Raw genomic sequence first — 19,259 nt, 5'->3', positions numbered from 1 at the left:
CAAATTAAAACAACGAACAATTAAAGTTGTTCGATGTCTTTCATTGTCAATTTAATACGACCACGGTTATCAACATCAGCAACTTGTACTTGGATGTCCTGACCTTCAGATAAAATATCTGTTACATTCGCAACACGTTCATTTGAGATTTGAGAAATGTGAAGTAAACCATCAGTACCAGGAAGGATGTTTACAAACGCACCGAACTCAACGATACGAATCACTTTACCTTTGTAAATTGTACCTGGTTCAATTTCAGCAGTAAGCGCTTGGATTTTAGCAACCGCAGCCATTGCAGCCGCTTTAGTTTCACCAAATACACGAACTGTACCGTTATCTTCGATATCAATTGCTGCTTTAGTTTCTTCAGTAATTGCACGAATTGTCGCACCACCTTTACCAATCACATCACGGATCTTATCAGGGTTGATATTGATCACTTGGAATGTTGGTGCATGCATTGAAATTTCAGGACGAGCACGTGAAATCACTTGGTTCATTTCATTGAGAATGTGCATACGACCTGCATACGCTTGGTTCAATGCAGCTTCCATGATTTCTTCAGTGATACCTTCAATCTTGATATCCATTTGAAGTGCAGTAATACCGTTTGCAGAACCTGCTACTTTAAAGTCCATGTCACCTAAGTGATCTTCATCACCCAAGATGTCAGAAAGAACTGCGAAACGTTCACCTTCTTTCACTAGACCCATTGCGATACCCGCAACTGGTGCTTTAAGTGGAACACCTGCGTCCATAAGTGATAGTGAAGCACCACATACAGAAGCCATTGAAGATGAACCGTTAGATTCTGTAATGTCAGAAACGATACGAATTACATACGGGAAGCGATCAGCTGGTGGAAGAACGGCTTGAACACCACGACGTGCTAGACGACCATGACCAATTTCACGGCGCTTAGGACCAGACTCACGACCTGTTTCACCTACAGAGTATGCAGGGAAGTTGTAGTGCAACATGAAGTTGTCAGTTTTCGTACCCGATAATGTATCAACCATTAACGCATCACGAGTGTTACCCAGTGTAGTCGTAACCAATGCTTGAGTTTCACCACGTGTGAACAATGCAGAACCGTGTGCACGACCCAATACACCCACTTGTACGTCAATTGCACGTACAGTTTTAGTATCACGACCATCAATACGTGGCTTACCAGACAAGATGTTGTCACGTACTGTACGATATTTAAGGTCTTCAAATAATTCGTCAACTTCAGCAGCAATGCCTGTTTCGTCATTTTCAGGAACGAACTGAGCAACAGCTTCTACATGAAGTGCATCTAATGCTGCATAACGGTCTTGCTTAACAGCAATGGTATATGCTTCAGAGATTTTAGCTTCAAATGCATCTTTTAATTGAGCAAGAAGCGCTTCATTTTTAGTTGGAGCAACCCAAGTTGATTCAACTGCACCAGCAGCAGCAGCAAATTCTTTAATCGCTTGAATCACAATTTGCATTTCGTCATGACCGAAAAGCACTGCGCCTAACATTTGGTCTTCTGAAAGCTCTTTCGCTTCAGATTCAACCATAAGTACAGCCGATTCTGTACCCGCTACAACAAGATCAAGATCAGATTCTTTCAATTGTTCATGGTTCGGGTTAAGGATGTATTCACCGTTGATTAGACCAACACGTGCACCTGCGATTGGACCTGCAAATGGAACACCAGCAATAGACATTGCAGCTGAAGCACCAATCATTGCTGCAATATCAGCATCCATAGTTTTATCAGAAGAGATAACCGTTGCTGTTACTTGGATTTCGTTATAGAAACCTTCTGGGAACAATGGACGAATTGGACGGTCAATAAGACGTGAAATTAAAGTTTCAGATTCAGATTGACGACCTTCACGCTTACCATAACCACCAGGGATACGACCCGCAGCATATTGCTTTTCTTGATAGTTAACAGTCAGTGGGAAGAAATCTTGACCCGCTTTTGCTTTTGGTTGAGCAACGATGGCAACCAATACAGTTACGCCGCCCATTGTGATTACAACAGTATTTGCTTGACGAGCAACACGACCTGTTTCGAGTACAACATTGTGTTGACCGTATTGAAACTCTTTACGAATAATATTAAACATTGACATATAATTTTCCTGTTTTTTCTTCTGGTGGAGACCCCTAAGGTTTGGCATTCATTTCATCCACTTTAGTGGACTTACATATAAATGACAAAGCTTAGAAGCCGACCTCACCAGACAAAATATATGATTTTTAAACACAAAGAAGGAGCGAATAGTCGCCCCTTCTCATTTATCTAGTCAAAGCTAGATAGACTTTAGTTTCCAGTAATACAGCACTTAACATGCAATAATCCGAAAATAAAAGTTTAAATCGAATTAACGACGTAAACCTAAAGCAGCAATCAATGCAGCATAACGAGTCGCATCTTTACCTTTAAGATAATCAAGAAGCTTACGACGTTGGTTAACCATACGGATTAAACCGCGACGACCGTGGTGATCGTGTTTATGTTCTTTAAAGTGACCTTGTAAATCATTGATTTGCGCAGTTAAAAGAGCAACTTGAACTTCTGGTGAACCTGTGTCGTTTTCAGCGCGAGCGAATTTTGCAACGATCTCTGCGCGATCTGTATTTGTTAAAGCCATTCGATTTCTCCGAGATGCTTATATAAAGTTTTGATACAAATCAAACCAATTCTTCAAAATTAATTTGACTGCCGTGCATCACTACAGCAGCGGACTATTTTAAAGGAAGTGCTCCTAGATTGCAAAGGATTGCATAAAATCTAGCTCAATCTCCCATAATTGATGCCGATAAAAGCATTTGCCATAATGCTATGCCATCGGGGCAATTCAGACACTGACTTTCTCTGTTCTGGCAGGCAAACTAACGATCAATAAAAAAAATGACATCGGATGTAAACGTGAAAATATTTTCAAGCAATACCTGTTATGTGCCCAAAGATTTGAGTGCTATTACCGATATTCAACACGAAGTTTCTGCAGAAGCAGGTGGAATGACTGTAAAGCAAGTTGAAACCATTTGGCGAAGTGTGGAGGATCTTTATAAAACAGGTAATTCACCACTCATTAGTCTGTGTCTACGCCGTCAAGGACAAATCATTCTTAATCGTAGTTTGGGCTATGCACAAGGGAATACATTAGATGGACTTTCCAATAATGCTCAAATTGCCAATGTAGATACCCCTGTTTGCTTATTTTCTGCCTCTAAAATGATTACCGCCATGCTTATCCATCTTCTTGATGAATCTGGTGAAATTAATTTATTGGATCCTGTGAGTCATTATATTCCTGAATATGCACAAAATGGAAAACACCGTGCAACCATTTTCCATTTACTCTCACATCGTGGTGGTATTCCACGTGTAGAAACTGAAGTTACGCCCGATTTACTCTTTGATAAAGAAAAAATTTTGCAAGAACTATATGCATCCAAACCACTTGCACCTGCGGGAAATCAGCTTGCATATCATGCCGTCACAGCAGGCTATATTTTAGGAGAAATCATTGAGCGAGTGACAGGACAAGATATTCGTCAGTTTTTACATGAAAAAATTGAAAAGCCAATGGGTATGCAATATTTCAATTATGGCTTAAAACCTGAATTTCGCCATTTGGTATCACAAAATGTGTCTACAGGTCTACATCCAACTTTAGGTACAGATCTGTATTTGAACCGTGTGCTCGGTGGCGGCTTACAAATGGCAGTCGATGTGACGAATGATCATCGCTTTATGGATACGGTATGCCCAGCAGGTAATATTTATACAAGCGCTGAACAAGCTAATCGTTTTTTTGAAATGTTACTCAATGGTGGCAATTACCAAGGTCAACAAATCTTAAGTCCTCAAACCGTATTCCGTGCGACTTTACCCACATCTAAAACCACCATTGATCACAGTCTGCTTGTTCCGATGCGCTATGCACTCGGTCCAATGCTTGGTAGTAATCCTGTCGGTATTTTTGGTCCAATGACAGGTCAAGCATTCGGGCATCTCGGATTTTCAAATGTATTGTGCTGGGCTGATCCTGAACGGGATATTAGCGTATCGTTTTTAACAACAGGTAAATCTGTCGTCGGTACACATTTAGCAGCCACAGCAAAAGTACTGTATCGAATCGCTCGCGAATGTCCTAAAATTGAGAAAGATCAACGTCGCTCATTATTTGGTACGCATCATTTGGAAACAGACCCCGTTTAAAAATGGTCTTAAAATTTGATCATGTCCAATATTATTGAGCATCAAACGAAAAGCCCCTGATATTTCTACCAGGGGCTTTTCTTTGCGCTGTAGTTTTTTCTATTATTTTTATAATTGTTTAATTTATTGTTATTTTTATCGTTTGTGATTGTTCACATTATTTTGAGACATTCCATGTTCTTACTATGGCATTTCCTTATGTCTCTTATATTGCCATAAATAATTTTAGACGAAAGTCGTATATTACGTATCTTTGTGTAAGCAAAATCGTACAAAATGTAAAACCCATCACACTTTATGTAAATTTATAGCGAAATAATTCTAGACATAAAAAAGCCCTGTAGTCTCTCCCAAAACTACAAGGCTTAGCGGCTGTAAGTTTCCTCTTTCCTGCTTACTTGCAAGTTCGCAGTCTCACGACTTTAAGTTATTTTTATTGTGCGATTTATACTTAACATTCCGTGTTAAGTTCTTTATGAGATTGATCATCTCAAAAATGCTCAATTCGCTCTAGCGCCAATCGCCTGAATCCTTGTAAGCTATTTCGTACACAAGTGCATGACATTAAAAAAAACTTTATGGTCAATTTAGTTCTTTAATTTTATTAACCAATCCACTCAATCTTGATGTTTCAACATTTAGTGATTGTACAAAACTTTTTTTATCAACCAGTAAACTTACTGCCTTTTTTGCCCGTGTAATTGCAGTGTAAATTAGTTCCTGACTCAGCAATTTTTGTGATGCTTGATCTAAAACCACAGCCGTATGGGTAAATTCTGATCCTTGTGATTTATGAATTGTTAAAACAAAAGCTGTTTCGATTTCTTTTGGTAAACGTGTCGCAGCAATCCACTTATCTAAACTAGGAAAATATACTTCAAACTGATCGGCTTGCTCACGATGTCTGAAACAAATACCAATATCTCCATTGGATAGTCCAAGTTGGTAATCGTTATACCCCATCATCACAGGTCGTCCAACATACCAATCACCTTGTCGAGATAACGTTGGCAAGTATGCAAATAACGCTTTTTCCATCTCCTGATTTAAACTTCTCAGCCCCAATACACCATGACGAACTGCGGTTAAAATACGGTATTCATCAAAAGCTTTGGTAATCGTATTGAATAAATTATTTGTATCATCTTCTGTCTTTAAATAAGTAGCGATGCTTTGAAAGTAACTATGAAAACCTACACTTAATTTTTGATAATAACTCGCAACATCTAAACCTGTAACTTGATCAGGTAAATATTCAAGCTGAATCGTATCTTTTTGAATTGTATTTAAATCAATCTTTTGAATTTCACTTGCCACGACAATCCTGTTCTCAAACTGAGCCAATAATTCATTTTCATCTACATTGACTTTTTTTTGTCCTTTTTGCGCTTGAATAAATTTTGCCATTTTTCCAATCAAAGCATCATCACTAAAACGGCGACTTTTCACCAAATTGACACGATTAACGTGTAAGGCTTCAACGTGTTGTAAATCGGCAAGCACTGAACCAACATCAACCGAAGCCAATTGATTGGCATCGCCCAATAAAATCAAACGGCAATGATTTGGTACAGCTTCAAATAATAATGTCGCTAGACTTAGATCAAGCATAGATGCTTCATCAACCACGATTACATCATAAGGGAAAGGTTGACGTGCATTAAAACGAGGCATTTTTTGATTGCCTAAACCCAATAAGCGATGCAAAGTCATCGGGTTAAAAAGTTTAGGGTTTAAATTAAATGTCTTTAATTTTTCATCTGTTAATGAGTTTTGTAATGCCTCACCCATACGTTGTGCTGCTTTTCCTGTTGGGGCTGCCATTGCAATCCGAATATTTGGAATGGCTTGATTTAAAACAGCAATAATTCGGGCAAGCGTATAAGTTTTTCCAGTACCAGGCCCTCCAGTAATGATACTGAAGGCTTGTTCTGCAACCATCGCCAATGCTTTTTTCTGTTGCTCTTCTTCTAATAAATCACTATTCTCAGAAATATTGACTGACTCAATTTTTTGTTGTTTTAATCGTCCGACTTGAATTGCTAAACGGTGCTCAAGTTGCCAGTAACGGTACAAATAAAGAAATTGGTTATCTTCAATAAAAGGTGCAACTTGAGCACGACCATCAAAGCTGCTTATCTGCGTATTTTTAATCATCAATGATTTGAAAGATGCTATATCTCGCCCCGCAGCTGAAATACAGCTATCCCCTTGAGTCGTTGCCAATAAGATGTCTTGTGCCAACCGTATCGCTTCTGCATTTGGGTCTGTACCTGTGGAATACTGCGTTAAAACATATTTACTCCATGTCTCAATCCATTGTGGGACTTGACTCTCTAAATCTTGCTTATTTTCCACACAGTTATCCTCAGAGTTATCCATAAAGTTATCAACACACTTACCCACAAAACATATAAGTCGTAACTTTTTGTTTATTCAACCTTTTAAAACACAAATTATGCAGTTTCAGCCCGTTTATTCTCAATAAAATAACCAAGAATTGCATCGAGGCGTAGAATAAATTCTGTACTTGGTCTCCAATAATGATAGCCCTGCTCAGACTGCCCATTCATACCACGTAAATATAAATAAGTCGCTCCACCAAGATCTCGCTCTATTTGATAATCTTCAAGTTGAAGTTTCAAATAACGATGTAAAGCGACCAAGTAAAGTGATGCCTGCAACCAATAACTCGCTTGTGACATACTGCTTTTTACTGCCTCATCATGATAATGCAGTTGGCTTGTACCCAAAAAATTACTCTTATAATCGGCGATGTGATACTTCTTACCATCAAAAAATGCCAAGTCAATTGAGCCTGTCAAATAACGTGCCGAATTGGCATGATTAAACTCAGGCATTGCAATATTTTCTTCTGCAAAGAGCTGATGAATCCGTTGAACAGTCAAAATATGATCTGACAGTGCCAAATAAAATGGGAACTCGGATAAGTGTTCATGTGCTTGCAATTGTCCCAATTTAAAATCAGGAAAAATAGGCGTAGAGAGCACATCCTGTAACCATACACCAATCCACTCAATGATGGTGTCCTCAAATTGCTCATCATTCGGGAATGCAGTTTGATATTTTTCAATCAACTCCGTTCGTAAAGGTGCATAGTTGTTTTTAAAACGGCGATGTATTTCTAGATGCCACAAGGCTTGATTATTAAAATCAATATGTTCAAAAATTTCATGTAAAAAATTCCCTGCCACTGTTCCTTTAGGAAAATTTGCTTTCATCCATGTAATAGGTTCAGAAATATGGTCTTGTGTAGCGGATAAAATTATAGATACTTGCGTTTCAGTCTCATCATCTGCACTTCCCATTTTCTGTTCAGCAACTGCTAGAAAATCCTGCACTTGTGAACGGTTTAAATGCTGTGCCAAAGCGCTGAAACTCGTTTTACCCCGTGCATAAAACCGTTGTTTTGGAAATTCTTCCGCATGTAACTGAGCAATAGCTTCTGTTTTTTCTTTTTCCAAACGAAATGGACGCTCTTTCAGTAAAGGCTCAACAGCACTACCCACATGCTCAAATGCTTCTAGAGGATGACCTCGCCAAAATGCGAGTCCTGTAGTCGATTTAGCTTTAGTATCACTAAGCATGGCATACACACGATAACTCGCACGCGTCAAAGCTACATACCAAAGTCGATGATGTTCAGCTAAAGCACGTTCATTGTGCTGCTGAATGGCTTCAGGAGATAAAATACTGCTGTCATTGATCGCAACTGCACGTTGCTTTTGAGTCTGACCTGTTTGTGCATTAACGTGTTCAATAGTCGAAAAGTTCAGTGTTTTATTGATCTCTTTAAAATCTTTATCGGCGCCGAGTAAGAAAACAAATTTAAATTCTAATCCTTTCGATTGGTGAATGGTCATCAACTGGACGCCTGCCTCATTCGACAATTTACGCTCCATTTCCCATTCACGCTCCATTGGAGAAGTGAGTTGCTTTAAATACCAATGATATAAATTTTGTGCACCTTGATATTCCTCACTGTGTTGACTGAGCAATTCTGTAATATGGCGTAAATTCACTACTACACGTTCATTATCACGGCTTTGTGTTGCGACTAAGTTTGTCCATACCGCATATTGATTCAGTAAATATTGCCAAGCGGTGAGAAACCCTTGATTCAACCAAATTTCACGAATTTGATCGAACTGTTCAATATATTGACTCAAACCATCAGCATTTTGTTCTAATACAATCAATGCCTGTAAATTAAAACCAAAGAGTCGACTAAGCAAAGCTCGTTTAATTTTACCTTCATGGTATGGATGTAAAATTGCACCTAATACAGCACCAACATCCTGCGCAATTGAGCTTTCAAAAACACTTTTTTTCGATGGACGATTAGTACGAATACCTAGAAATTGTAAAGCCGATTGTGCCTTATCTAAGCCATCGTGATTTTTTGAAAGAATAGCAATATCACTTTCATCAATCGGGCGTTGTCCTGACTTTTCAGCAAAATATAAATGTCCTTGAACCCCTTGATTCAATAAATCACATATCTTCCAAGCAACTTGTTCTGCTTCATTTTTTTTATCTTCGAGTTGTAACCATCTTAATGGTTTTGGATTTGCAATGCCTTGATCCATCAAATCAGGATGTGGGCGACTACCTGCCTGTACAGGGGTATAAAAAACCTGTTCACCAAAATCGAGTTGTCGCTGAAATAATGTATCGACTACTTCAACTAGAGGCTCAACTGAGCGATGGTTATAAATCAGATTATACTCATGCCCATCTTTACCAAAAACATCCTGATGCGCCTTTAAAAAGGTCAGCATATCACCACCACGGAAGCCGTAAATCGCTTGTTTACGATCACCGACCATAATCATACAACCTTTTTTTACACGGTTTGGATGTCGCCAAATTTGCGCCAACATGTCATCTTGATCTTGGTTGGTATCTTGGAATTCATCAACAAGAATCAAAGGATATTTGGCATGTATAAAACTTGCAAAACGTTGCCCTTGCTCACCTTGCCCTTTTCCACTGTTTAACGCTTCAGCAAGGGTACGAATTTGTTGTGCAAACGTTGTTTCACCCTTTTGTTGCAAGACTTGTGGTAAACGTTTTCTGACTTCTTGCGCTAAGTAGTATTTTAAAAATGTATTGGTGCCATGCAATTGATTTTCGAAGACTTCAATATCTTCATAAATTTTTAATAATTGTTGTATAAGTGGATGATTATAAAAATCTGATTGTATATTTTCAGGTGCTGCTTTTTTAAAAATTTGTTCTTCTCGTAGAACTTTGATTAGTGTCGCAAAATCTTCTTTTGCCGAATTTAAATGCGTACTTAAATAATGTTTTGCATCATGCTGTTGTAAGGTTGCAATAATTTCAGGAAAACTTTTGGCAAAAATTCGATTGAAACGTCCACCGCGAAATTTCGTTCCATTAATTTGCTTATAGTATTCGCCATTTTCCAAATAGTACGCTTCTAAAGTTTGCAATTGCTCAGGCTGAATCTGTGCCAATTGCACCATTGCTTGCTGAAAAATATCAGCATCTGCACTGGAAAATTGCGGTTCAATAAACTGTGCTGAAGCAAAATTTAAAGTTTGCTCAACCGTTGCAACATAATAGTCAACAGCATGCAGTTCTCCTGCAAACATTAAACTATCGATAATATTTTGCGGTTGTGCCTGAATCCATTCACGCAATACATCATGAATGAGCTGATGACTATAACTTTTTGCATCATCGGTAATTTCAGCACGTTCAATTTTGCCACTTTCAAAGGCAAACTCACGTAACAACTTCTGGCTAAAGCTATCTAGCGTTCCAACAAATAAATCATCAAGTTGATCAATCACCAACTTTAAACGCTCACAAGCGTGAGCAATTTTCGTTGCAAATGTTCTCAGTAATTTAGAAAATAATGGATCAGATTCTTTCGCTGCTTTGGCTAAAACTTCTTGTTCGGTTAAATCGCGACAAGCCTCAAAATAACGTAAAGATTCTTGTAAACGTATCCGAATACGACTTTTTAATTCAGCCGATGCTTTACGGGTAAATGTTGTTGCAATGATATCTTTAGGCAAATATTTTTCTAATAATATGCGCACCATTAGGCTCGATAAGGTATAGGTTTTACCTGTCCCCGCCGATGCCTCAATCCAATGTAGACCTGTAAACGTCATGTCTTCAATGGGCTGAATAGATACCTTTTTATTCATCTTCATTTGTGAATTTACGGAAGATACGTGTTCGTTCATGATTACTCCTCCGCAACCTGTTGATACTGATAAATAGGGCTATACAATGCATATGCGAAATGATCACACGCATGTTTTAATAATGCTGTTGTATCTTGTTCTTGTAAAATAAACTGCCAATCACGATGTTTACGACTCCACTCCATTTCAGTCAAATCGTAAGGTAAGAAGGCATCACTTTTCGTCCATTCATTTTGTAAATCGGAAAAATTTTCCATCGTCATATTTCCAACATCACCATCTGACCACTTTGGCTCTTTACCCACCTCAGCTAACTTCAACATGAGTGCCGATGGTAAAACTAAAGGTTCAGACTGCCCATAAGCATAGGCTTTAAACCAAGCCAACAGATGTGCTTCAGCCTCTTTGGAGCTCAAACCTTCATTAATGAGAGTGACATCACTAAACACCGCAATTCTTTTTAATACTCGTGATTGATCATCATCCAAAGCCAAATAACTTAGCCACAATAAATATTCCAACCAAACTTTAGTACGACGTTTTCCACGGGCACTTGACGCATCTAAACTGACCCAATGCTGTCCTTGTCGTTCCAACTCGTTTTGTTTAGGAATGGTAATATTCATCACTAAACCATCTTTAACGGTCCATTGACGTTGCGTAGTTTCAGTCACTTTTTCAGCATACCGATATAAACGATCTTTAAGTCGATCTTGCTCCGCCACACTCATTTGCCATGCGCTGTGTTGAACTTTCCCTATCGGTAATTGGTCTTGTAATAATGCTGAATCTGCACCGTTATTCTGATCATGGACATCTTGTTTTTGTAAGAAATCACGAATTTGATATTTGGCTAAACCATCTAAAACTAAAGGTTCATTCAATGCAGGTAAATCTTGAGCACGCAAATTTTCCACGCCTAAGGTTTTCAAATATAAACGGGCAGGAAATGTCATATCCTGAATCCATTGTCCTGCATCCAAAACCGTAATGCTTTCTTGCTCGTCTAAACTTGGATAAGGGACATTTGCCCATGCTTGTCGCTCAGATAATTGTTCAGCCTGACGAATTTGCTGTGCGACGTTAAACCACTGATCACGATATCTTTGCTGTTCAACCGTTTCAAAGCCTTTAAGATCAAATGGTTGTAAAGTATGGATTTGATATAACGATTGTACCTGTTCAGCAACCTCCACGCCTTGCGGTTTAATCATTTGATAAGGCTGAATAGTTTCTTGATCAGATTCTGCTTGAGTATGAGTTTCTTGAATAGCTATTTCTTGAACAAGACTTTCTATAGTGCTCGCTTCTGTCCGCTCAGATTTTGTAATAAACGCAATATGGTTGATCAACTCTTGTAAAACACTCGATGGATCACGTACTTCGCCATCACTGACATCAAAGCCATTATAAAACAGCCATAAATTTTCTTGTGCCAACAATAAGGCATCTAAAAATGCACCTTGATCATCATCTAAACGAGAACGATCACCCAACTGTGGTTTTAAAATTTCCATTAAATCGAATGGTAAATGCACACTTCGATTTGGAAATTTACCACCATCTAAGTTCAACATCACAATGAGCTTGTAAGGCAATGGACGAATCTGTCCAATTTGGCTAAAAGTAATCTGACCTGTCGGCAAAGCTTGATCCATTTGCCCATCAAGTAAATTTTCAATTTCATTAAGCAAATAAGGCAAAGGTAGATAGAGCTGTTTGAGTTCTTTCGCCTCAGTTTCATCTTGTGTATTTCGATATGCCAATGTCAGCATACGTTCTTGTTTTTTGACAATTTCACGTACTGATTTTAAAATTTCAACACCTGATTGTTCAAATTCAGAAAGCTCTTTCATCAGTAAATTCAACCATGCTTCAACATGACATTGAATGGTCGTATTCTTACCCAATTCATGCGCAATCATCCAATCACGGCGATGATCAAAATCATGATAAATCTGAATCAGTTTTGCAATCAGTTCAAAATCACTCGGCATCACTTGTGCATAACTAAGCGTTTCATCAAAAATAATATGTTCAGGAATAGCGATACCCAATGCCAAACGATCTAGCGCATATTTAAAGGTAAAACGAAAATCTTGATCGTCCTGACTTAAACTGCGTTGTAAATGTGCTGCATCCAAACCTCGTTTAAAGCCTGCGCTAATTAGTAAGTCAACCATGCGATCTGTATTGTTTACATCTAACTCATAACGAATTTGTGTGGCATTTAAATTCAGCCAATCTGCAAAGTCTTCAACACTGAAACGTCCATCAACCAAAGTCATACGACCTAACACAGCTCGCCATGCATTGCTTGCATCAAGTTGTGTTACGCCTGCAATTTTCACAGGTAAATACACACTGCCCTGATTAGGTATATGTGGAAATACACTGCGAATGAGCGGTTCTATCTGTTTTAAATCAGGTGCTAAAATTAAAATATCACTAGGTCTACGAGGCTGTTCTGTTGTGCCTTGGGCAAGCCAATGAATCATTTTATCTTTGAGAACTTCAAGCTGACGTAATCCTGAATGACAAACATTGATTTGAATGGAATGATCAGTCGGTGCAATCCTATACGCATGCTCTTCAGGTTCAACTAAATATAAAATATCGGACTGAAGTTTGGTGAGCAAATTGATTGGTTCTTCATCGACAAAGGCATCGACCCACTGCCCTTCCTCACCTGAAGAAAGATTGGATAAAATTGAAAAATGGTCACGAGCTTGTTTACCAAACCGTGTCAGTAATGGATGACGAGATTCTCGTGTCTCAGCATTAAAGTTAAGCGTAAATTGTTCGAAAAATTGATTGATCTCAACATCTGTTGCTTTTGGATTTTTGGCAATAAAACGCTCTTTCACTCGTAAATCGTATTGTTTTTTCCAATTTGGATCGACACTATCTGCCCAATATTCTTGTGATGGGTTATAGTGCAAAATCACCACATCAATATACTGCCCAAGTCGTCTTAAAAATTGTAATTGGCTCGGTGGCAAATCCAATAAAGTAAACACTGTCAGCCGACTCGGCAATTTTTTTAATGCCTGTGGACGTTGTAACTCATCATCTAAAGTCGCCCAAAATTCAGTATCAATACTGTGTATATCAATAAAATCATCATGAAAAGTATGTTGCCATAACCAGCGTTGCCAACTTTCTAATTCTTCCGCCTGATTCAGCGTAAATACCGAGATTTCATCTTTTTTAAAAAATTGGTTTTCTAAATTTAAAGCTTGATTACGCCCCCACTGACCTAGCCAATTGCCTGTACAAGTACATTCATGACCTTCATTTGCACAATTTTTCTGACATCCCCCTCTATAGAGCATGTAATTGCCGAATAGTTTTGATACTTGCTCCGACACCCAATACAACATACTTTGTTTTTTCAGTTGCTTTTTAAAGCCATGCTCAAGTGCTGAAGCTGAATCATAAATCCGTTTCACAATGCCAAACAATGGATGATCTAAAGGCAATTGGTTTTCATCGCTATCAATATGATTTTTCAGCGTTTGATAAATACGCCACTTCATAATCAGACGAGGAATATTTGCTTTACGGACTTTGTCTTTATTTTCTAATATTTGTTGATAGGCAAACCATTGAAAACCACGAATACGATGATGAAACTGATTATTGGCACTAATACCTTGTTGTTCTGAAATTTTTTGTGTCAGCCACTCCTGCACAGCAGGGCTCGGTACAATAAAATGTTGGGTTTTTAAAACAGTAAATGGATTTTTTGAGGGTTGAGCCGTATTTTGTAAGAGCCCTTGTACAAGCACATCTATACGTTGGCTTTGAATTACATGAATCGCCATAGTCCCTCAACCGTCTGTTTTAATGATTTATTGAAATGCACAAAAGCATAAACATTCGCCTCTATACAACGACTTCATACTATGGCATTTTTACTGCATTATTGGTACATAACTTCACAATTTCAAGCTTACACACTGCTTCTGTAGAAATATGATAAAAATCTTGATAAATAGGTAATTACTTTATGAAAATTGATAAAATTCCAGACTCGATTGATCCACATTTAAACCTTGAAAACATTCGTACAGAATGCTTAGAGCTTGTTAAAAAACGTTCTTACGTTTCGGCAGGTGTTGCTGTTATTCCTATCCCCTTTTTTGATGTGATTATTGATATCGGTATGTTGTCTTTACTCATTCCTGAAATTAATGCACGTTTTGGACTCGCACCTGAGCAAATTAGTGTGTATGACCCTGAAACTAAAAAAGTGCATTGGAATGAGCTACGTAAACGTGGTTTTGAGTTTTCAGGTTTAGTGGTCGCACGTACTGCGGCAAAAGCATCGCTCAACAATTTAGCTGCGAAAGTCATTACTAAGCAAGTGACTAAATTTATTCCACTGGGCGGTTCAATTATTGCGGCAAGTTTAGGTTATATTGTGATGAAAAAAGTCGCTGAAGTTCATGTAGATGAATGCTATAAGTTAGCAAAAGGGATTCAGCAAAAGCAAAGTGCGAGCGTGGTGAAGTATTCTTAGTCGTATTTTAGATATTTTAAAACAATAGAAAAGCGGATGATAAGTCCGCTTTTTACTATTTTACTGAAAAAAAAAACAAAGTGCCTTTCTTTTCACTTAAAGAGAGGTTACATCTACTCTCCCCCCTTAGTTAGTAGTTAAATTCCTTACCCCAGAAACCATATAGACACAAAAAGTACACGGATTTTCAAGATATTAATCAGCTTTTAACTGCTTTAAAATTGCCTTAAGCACCTGAATACGAGCCGAATATTTATCATTAGTGGCAATCACATGCCAAGGGGCGCAGTCGGTATTGGTTCGCTCTAACATATCTGCGGCTGCATTCAGATATTCATCCCAATGCCCACGGTTACGCCAATCTTCTGGGGTAATTTTAAAGCGCTTATGCGGTGTCTGCTCACGGGCTTTAAAACGAGCTTCTTGCTCCTCTTTTGAAATCGCTAACCAAAACTTAATCATCACATGCTGATTTTCAGTTAAATCTTTTTCAAAACGATTGATTTCATCATAGGCACGTTGCCATTCCACAGGATTTGCAAAACCCTCAATACGCTCGACCAATACCCGTCCATACCAACTCCGATCAAAAATGGTAATTTTTTCTTCAGGCTGAATTTTTGTCCAAAAGCGCCATAAATAAGGTCTGCGAAGTTCATATTTTTCAGGGGCGGCAATGGTATGAATATCATATTCACGAGGATCAAGTTTTTTCACAATACGCTTAATTGCACCACCTTTACCCGCTGCATCCATGCCTTCAAAGCTAATGACGATATTTCGAGGATCATTTCTTAGTGCATCTGAAACTTTTTTAGTCAGTTTTTTCAACTCAGTTTTATAATCTTCTGCCGATAAAATGTCATGAGCAGGATTCAATAAAACTTCAGGTGTGATTGTTTGTTTCCATTTCGTCCGTACCGATGTGCGATGTCGTGGTAACTCTTTTAGCGCACGTAAAATATGTTGAGCAAATTGCTGATCACGTACAGTTTCATCTTCACAATCAATAACAAACCAATCATTTGTAAATTGTTGACGTAACTTTTGTACAGTATCGTATTGTTTTTTATTACGCCAATCTAAACCATGTAACTTATGCCAACGCTGTTCTGAGGCATCCATTTCATCTAAACGTTTTTGTAAACTTTTCCAAGATAAATCAAACCAAACTTTAATGACTTCGACATGATTATTTTTCAAATCTTGTTCATAAGTACGCATACTATCGACATAAGCATCAAAAAGTGTGTCATCGAGTGGACGTGAAACGTGCATCGTGGTCGCTAATAAATCGCTGTACCAATTGCCAAACATGACTTGGATCTGCCCTTCTGCAGGAATAAAACGAACATATGGTTGCCAAAAAGTTTGTTTATCTGAAAATAGATGTGCAGGATCCGCTTTAACACGCAAATAGCGAGGGTCAACCCATTCACGTAACTGTTTTACCGCCTCACCTTTACCTGCTAATTCAATTCCACTAACCAAAATAACTAAACTTTTCCCATTTTTTTGATCACGACTATTTTTTAAAGCATACTGAGCTTCAATCAAATCTACCGATAAACTTTCTTCATCACGCACAACAAAATCTAATTCTTCTTTCATCATTTTTTCACATATATTTTGATATTGATTTGAGTATAACCTGATCAGATTACATCATGATTTTTTTTATACAGAGTCAATACCTTGCTCAAATTAATCAATATTTATGGCATTTTTTCTGCATTGTTTTGTTTTTTTGTCATAGAGATACCGTTAAACTGCCTTTATTCTTGATCAAAACAGATTTTCGAGCTTTATATGTCTAAACTTGCTGCACTAGATCAACTCTTAGAACAATATCAGCAGTTGAGTTACCACACCGACCCTATATTAAAAAATCGTTTACATGAAGCACAGACATGGTTAAAAAACCGTATTCAAATGACGCATCAGGACTTATTTAATCAAAAAGAAAATGTTCTGATGGCACAATATTTTCTTAATCGTTTATATGGTGGTCCTGAGTTTGATGACTTAGCTGTACAAATTGAACGCTTGTTAAAATACGCGCATAAAGCTGAAAAAATCATTCCTGAAAATGCCATTAAAACAGGCTTAAAATCTGTTGGACTTGCTGTTTTAGCCATGCAGCTTGATGAACAAGTCGCAGCACAACTTCTGAAAGATTATCCTGCAGATCAAGTCATTGATAATGAAATGATGCGTCAAACACTTATTAAACTCGATCAATATGACGCCCGTTTAGATCAACTCTCTTTACTTGATGACCTGGGTGGCGCACTCGATAAATATATGCGTTCATTCATCATGCACACTGCTTTTAAAATGTGTAAAGGTGCTGCAAATAAATATCGTTTTGAATTGATGTATGACTTTATTGGTGAGGGTTTTATCGCAATGAAACCTATGAAATCTGCTGCAAATTTTATTCATACATTCACGGTAAAAGAACGGGAAATTGTTGAAAAAGTTCATGCGGGCGAACCCAACCCATTTTATTAAATGTTGAAATCACATCCAATATATACCGATCTTTTCGATCGGTTTTTGTATATTATTCATAACAATTACGTGCAGAAGACTGCAAATTTTTGCAGAATCTGTCATTATGCAAAATAAGATCAGATTTCCCATTTTTGTGTTCAGGAGTGACTCAAGTGTCGAATGAAAACCAACAGCCAACCGCACCTGTAGAGTCGGCAACCAATACAGACAAACAGAGTCCTTTTTTAACTGAACCATTACCGCAAGGTACTCCACAAGGGCAACAACAATCTTTACAACAAGCCCATGTTGATACACCTGTTTCAGGTACAGTACCTAAATACAATCTGCCACGTGGCGCAAACACGGGCAATGTCGGTGCAACCACTCACTTCGGTTATCAGACTGTAAGTAGTGATGATAAAGCTCAAAAAGTTGCCGAAGTATTCCACTCTGTAGCAGCAAAATACGACATCATGAATGACTTAATGTCATTTGGTATTCATCGTTTATGGAAACGCTTTGCAATCAATATGTCAGGCGTTCGTCGTGGTCAACACGTACTTGATATCGCAGGCGGTACGGGTGATTTAGCCAAAGTATTTAGCCGTGAAGTTGGTCCTACAGGTCACGTAGTTTTATCTGATATTAACGAATCGATGCTCAATGTTGGTCGTGATCGTCTGATTGATGCAGGCTGTACCAATGTCGATTTCGTTTTGGCAAATGCTGAAACTTTAGAGCCATTTGCAGACAACAGTTTTGACTTACTCACCATCAGTTTTGGTCTACGTAATGTGACTGATAAAGATGCTGCACTACAAGCCATGTATCGTGTACTTAAGCCAGGTGGTCGTTTACTCATTTTAGAATTCTCTAAACCTGTGTTTGAACCATTCTCTAAACTTTACGATATGTATTCATTCACGGCATTGCCAATCATGGGTAAAATCATTGCCAATGATGCTGAAAGTTATAAATATTTAGCTGAATCAATTCGCATGCACCCTGACCAACGTACCCTTAAAGGGATGATGGAAAATGCGGGCTTCCAAAACTGTGACTACCACAATTTAACAGGTGGTATCGTTGCGGTTCACCGTGGTTTTAAACTGTGATTTTCACATTTTGATGATTAACAATAAGGTTGCATTATGTGGTCAATTTTAGCACTCGGTGCAGTTGAACGACTGATCAATCAGTTGATCAATATGGATGCGATTACTCGCATCCAATTCAATCAGTTGCAAGGCAAACTATTACGTGTGGTGATCGACTCACCACAGTTGTCGGTTGATGTTTATTTTGATGAGTATAAAGTTCGTTTTGAACCAACGGTAACAGGTAAAAGCGATACGCCTTCTATATTTGAACAACGCCCTTATGACAAAACTGTTGCAATTGCTGAAGCAACGGCAACCTTACACGTCAAAAGTATTGTTGAATTAGCGAAGCTCTTTGTTGCTGAAGATATTGGTAATATTCCGCTTGAAGGTGATTATCATCTTTTGCAGGATATTCAAAACATCATCCAACAGACTGAACCTGATTTAGCTTCACATTTAAGCCCGTGGATTGGTCCTGCTTTGGCACATGAAATCGGCAAAATTCAGCTTGCACCCAAACATTTAAAACGTTCAGTGCAAAGTCATACCTTCTTTGTCGAAGATTTTCTAAAAGAAGATTCTGGTCTTTTTGCGCCACGTTGGCAAATGGATGATCTACAACAAGATACGCGTCAACTCAATCAAAATATTGACCGACTTGAAGCTAAAATTCAACAACTTCAAAATCAATTCAATTCTGAACAATCTAGGTAAGA

The 19,259-nt window shown here is 38.1% G+C and carries 11 protein-coding genes; 5 read left to right on the top strand and 6 right to left on the bottom strand.

From position 1 onward, the window contains the following. Positions 1–20: 20 nt before the first annotated feature. A complete protein-coding gene (gene pnp / locus FW754_RS00775) occupies positions 21–2,108 on the bottom strand; it encodes a polyribonucleotide nucleotidyltransferase (RefSeq protein ID WP_409510012.1) in 2,088 nt (695 codons plus the stop codon). A gap of 258 nt (positions 2,109–2,366) precedes the next feature. Next, entirely contained in the window at positions 2,367–2,636 is a 270-nt protein-coding gene (gene rpsO, locus FW754_RS00770) for a 30S ribosomal protein S15 (protein ID WP_409509917.1), read from the bottom strand. A 278-nt stretch (positions 2,637–2,914) separates the two neighbouring features. Here rpsO and FW754_RS00765 point away from each other — a divergent pair, with 278 nt between their 5' ends. Then, positions 2,915–4,213, top strand: coding sequence for a serine hydrolase domain-containing protein (locus FW754_RS00765; protein WP_446323594.1), 1,299 nt, complete (start codon positions 2,915–2,917; stop codon positions 4,211–4,213). Between the two features lie 582 nt (positions 4,214–4,795). On the opposite strand, the gene recD is transcribed toward FW754_RS00765, so the two are convergent. The 3 genes from recD to FW754_RS00750 form a co-directional block, all read right to left on the bottom strand. Next, positions 4,796–6,571, bottom strand: coding sequence for an exodeoxyribonuclease V subunit alpha (gene recD / locus FW754_RS00760; protein WP_446323593.1), 1,776 nt, complete (start codon positions 6,569–6,571; stop codon positions 4,796–4,798). A 98-nt stretch (positions 6,572–6,669) separates the two neighbouring features. Then, a complete protein-coding gene (locus FW754_RS00755) occupies positions 6,670–10,422 on the bottom strand; it encodes a UvrD-helicase domain-containing protein (RefSeq protein ID WP_446323694.1) in 3,753 nt (1,250 codons plus the stop codon). Positions 10,423–10,457: 35 nt separating this feature from the next. Continuing rightward, positions 10,458–14,243, bottom strand: coding sequence for an exodeoxyribonuclease V subunit gamma (locus FW754_RS00750; RefSeq protein ID WP_446323592.1), 3,786 nt, complete (start codon positions 14,241–14,243; stop codon positions 10,458–10,460). Positions 14,244–14,428: 185 nt separating this feature from the next. Here FW754_RS00750 and FW754_RS00745 point away from each other — a divergent pair, with 185 nt between their 5' ends. Next, a complete protein-coding gene (locus tag FW754_RS00745; RefSeq protein WP_409509913.1) occupies positions 14,429–14,941 on the top strand; it encodes a hypothetical protein in 513 nt (170 codons plus the stop codon). A 195-nt stretch (positions 14,942–15,136) separates the two neighbouring features. Here the strand turns inward: FW754_RS00745 and pap are convergent, their stop codons facing one another. Further along, on the bottom strand, positions 15,137–16,555 hold the full coding sequence (pap, locus tag FW754_RS00740) for a polyphosphate:AMP phosphotransferase (protein WP_446323591.1): 1,419 nt from the start codon (positions 16,553–16,555) through the stop codon (positions 15,137–15,139). A gap of 195 nt (positions 16,556–16,750) precedes the next feature. Between pap and FW754_RS00735 the strand changes: the two genes are divergently transcribed. The 3 genes from FW754_RS00735 to FW754_RS00725 all read left to right on the top strand — a co-directional run bounded on the left by FW754_RS00735 (position 16,751) and on the right by FW754_RS00725 (position 19,257). Next, complete coding sequence (locus FW754_RS00735; protein ID WP_419345822.1) at positions 16,751–17,455, top strand: FFLEELY motif protein; 705 nt, start codon at positions 16,751–16,753, stop codon at positions 17,453–17,455. A gap of 155 nt (positions 17,456–17,610) precedes the next feature. Beyond that, complete coding sequence (ubiE, locus tag FW754_RS00730) at positions 17,611–18,555, top strand: bifunctional demethylmenaquinone methyltransferase/2-methoxy-6-polyprenyl-1,4-benzoquinol methylase UbiE (protein WP_409509910.1); 945 nt, start codon at positions 17,611–17,613, stop codon at positions 18,553–18,555. 36 nt (positions 18,556–18,591) lie between these two features. Next, positions 18,592–19,257: a ubiquinone biosynthesis accessory factor UbiJ gene (locus FW754_RS00725; protein ID WP_446323590.1), complete on the top strand. Its 666-nt coding sequence runs from the start codon at positions 18,592–18,594 to the stop codon at positions 19,255–19,257. The last annotated feature ends 2 nt before the right edge of the window (positions 19,258–19,259 follow it).

The sequence above is a fragment of the Acinetobacter sp. 1207_04 genome, assembly GCF_052850415.1.
This window is presented reverse-complemented; position numbering and strand designations above follow the sequence as displayed.